Consider the following 2,820-nt stretch of genomic DNA (forward strand, 5'->3'; position numbering starts at 1 on the left):
CGCGGCGACTCCTACAGAGTCAAGAACGCCCTCATGAAATAGCTAAACGCTCAAACGGCAGGACACCACGCTCACCTGGCTGGATTCTTAGCGCTGAAACGGCCGACATCAACTTGACGAAACACACCGAAAAGCAACCCAGACCATCGAATGGGCGTCCTTCCACCACGCGGGGCGCTACGCGAAGCTCCTTGGTGGGCCAAAGCCATCGTCGTTCTCAGCGCGGTCGGAATCGGGTGGTTCCTCCCGCTGCTCGGTGCAAGCTTGATCGTCTTCATCCTCGTCGACGCGTTCCTCGGTTGGCGGGCTAGGAACCGACGATAAAGCGCCTCTTGCCTGCCTGTCTGCCCGCGAGAGCAACTGGTTCTCGCGGGCAGGCTCATCGGAAGACCAGCACCAGTTCCTGTTTCCCCAGTTTGGGCATGGCGCCGGGTCAAGTCGCTTGGAGTGGTGTAGTGGTTGGATCCTTCGTCGGAGGTCTCAGGCGCTGAGTTCGAGTGCGAGGTCGGGGCCGGGTTCGGTGCTCACCTCGCCTCCGGTGGGCTCGACGGACGTGAGTCGGCAACGGGCCAGGACCTCGAGTCCAAGGTAACGGCGGTCTTCGGCCCATTCATCGGTCTGCTCAGCTAGCACCGATCCGACCAGCCGCACGATCGCGGCTCGATTGGGGAAGATCCCCACAGCGTCGGTGCGCCGTTGGATCTCGCGGTTGAGCCGTTCAGCCGGGTTGTTCGACCAGATATGGGCCCAGACGTCCTTCGGGAACGTAGTGAAGGTCAGGATGTCCACCCGCGCGGCGTCGAGGTGCTCAGCGACCTGCGGCAGCTTCTCGCCCACGTAGTCCAGGAGCCGATCGAACTGGGCATGAACAGCCGCGGTGTCGGGCTGGTCGTACACGCTGTGCAGCATGGCCTTCACCGCCGGCCACATCGATTTCGGAGTGATATCCATCAGGTTCGCCGCGTAGTGGGTCCGGCATCGCTGCCAGACCGCGCCGGGCAGGTTCGCAGCGATCGCGTCCTTCAGCCCCGCGTGGGCATCACTGGTGACGAGACGCACCCCGGCCAGCCCACGAGCGACGAGATCGGCGAAGAACTCGTTCCACGCTGCCCCGGTCTCGCTGGTGGCAACCCTCAGGCCGAGCACCTCGCGGTGACCATCCCCGTTGACACCGGTCGCCAGCAAAACGACGGCGTTGACCACGCGGCCACCCTCGCGGACCTTCATCGTCAACGCGTCGGCAGCGACGAACGTGAAAGGGCCGGCCTCGTCCAAGGGGCGGTGGCGGAACGCCTCGACCTACTCATCGAGATCAGTAGCCATCCTCGAAACCTGCGACTTCGACAACGCGTTGATCCCGAGGGTCTTGAACTCGGGGATTCTTGGAAGGTTGACTCGAAAGATCACCCAGTGGCTGCGTCTACATCCGGAAGGGTGTGTCCGGGCCTCTGTGCGCTACACCACTCTATGGGGCTCTACCCTAGTGGTCGCGTCGAAGCCGACACAAACGGGTTGCCGTACGCCCAGCTTGCATTGTTGCCCCTGCCAAACGTATTGTCTTGGCATGCTCAACCCAAGTTCGCTCTTTCGTCACTGTCGTTCTCCACGCTTCAGTCTTTTCGGCGCTGTCTCGGCAGGCGTTGTGCTCCTGTCCTCTTGCTCTATCAGCGGCGAGACCTCTGCCGAGCCCGACGAGGGCGAGGAGCCGCTGAGTGTGTATGCCACCACCGGATACCTCGCGGACGCAGTCGCGAACATTGCTCCGGAAGCCGAGGTGACCACCATGGTGGGCCCCGGGGGTGACCCGCACACCTACCAGCCTTCCACTCAAGACATCCAGATCATTCAGAGTGCTGATGCGGTGCTGTGGAACGGGCTCCATCTCGAGGCCCAAATGATCGATCAGCTGGAGAGCCTCGGGGATGTACAGATGGCTGTCGGCGACCTAGTCCCGGAGGGCCTGCTGCTGGGCTGGGAGGATACTGATGCCGAGGGCAATGCACTGCACGATCCCCATATCTGGAATAGCCCTGAGGCCTGGGGTCTGGCGGTGGGGCACGCGGCAGATCATCTGGCACGGATTGATCCGGACAGCGCGGATACCTATCGAGCCAACGTTCAGGACTACCTAGGCCAGATCGAAAGGGCTCACGCCAACGCCGAGGAGCTGCTGAGCACCATCGCGGAGGAGGACCGAGTGCTGATCACCGGCCATGATGCCTTCGCCTACTTCGGGCAGACCTACAACATCGATGTCCACGCCACCGACTACATTTCCACTGATGCTCAGCTTTCCCCACACGAGCTCAGCAGCCTGGCGGATCTGATCGAGGAGCGTGAGGTGCCGATGATCTTCCAGGACAACCAGGCCAACCCGCAGGCCATCACATCCCTGCGCGAGGCCGTGGAAGCCCGCGGCTGGGAAGTCGAAGTCTCCGAGGATGAGCTCTACGCAGACAGCCTCGGCGCCGAGGAGGACGTCGATACCTATCTAGAGGTCTACGCACATAACGCCCAAGCGGTCGCCGACGCACTGGGGCGGGATGACGCACAGGAGAATGGCCAGTGATTGCCTGCCGAACGAGTGGTCTCAGCGTCGCATACCGCACCGAGCCGGTGCTGCGCAATGTCGACTTCCATGTGCCGGTCGGCTCAGTGATGGGTATCGTCGGTCCCAACGGTGCGGGCAAATCCGGCTCTTCGCGGTTCGTGGTGAATGACCCTGCTGTGGCGGGTATTCACGCTACGGTTCTCGCGGCGCTGGTGAGCAGGATACGCGTCCGGTAGTTCTCCGCGTTGCGGAATCCGCGGCCGGTGCGT

2 protein-coding genes and 1 pseudogene are annotated in these 2,820 nt (G+C 62.7%); 2 read left to right on the forward strand and 1 reads right to left on the reverse strand.

Annotated features, from left to right (window positions below):
- Positions 1-480: 480 nt before the first annotated feature.
- Positions 481-1,368: pseudogene (locus tag BSP109_RS16395) on the reverse strand (IS256 family transposase); the annotation flags it as partial.
- 196 nt (positions 1,369-1,564) lie between these two features.
- Between BSP109_RS16395 and BSP109_RS16400 the strand changes: the two are divergent.
- Both BSP109_RS16400 and BSP109_RS17140 read left to right on the forward strand, forming a co-directional pair.
- The gene (locus BSP109_RS16400; RefSeq protein WP_101602025.1) at positions 1,565-2,569 is read left to right on the forward strand and encodes a metal ABC transporter solute-binding protein, Zn/Mn family; all 1,005 of its coding nucleotides are present in this window, start codon (positions 1,565-1,567) and stop codon (positions 2,567-2,569) included.
- 47 nt (positions 2,570-2,616) lie between these two features.
- Positions 2,617-2,787, forward strand: coding sequence for an ATP-binding cassette domain-containing protein (locus BSP109_RS17140; protein ID WP_257944755.1), 171 nt, complete (start codon positions 2,617-2,619; stop codon positions 2,785-2,787).
- The last annotated feature ends 33 nt before the right edge of the window (positions 2,788-2,820 follow it).

It is taken from the genome of Brevibacterium sp. Mu109 (assembly GCF_900169375.1).
Lineage (GTDB): Bacteria > Actinomycetota > Actinomycetes > Actinomycetales > Brevibacteriaceae > Brevibacterium > Brevibacterium yomogidense_A.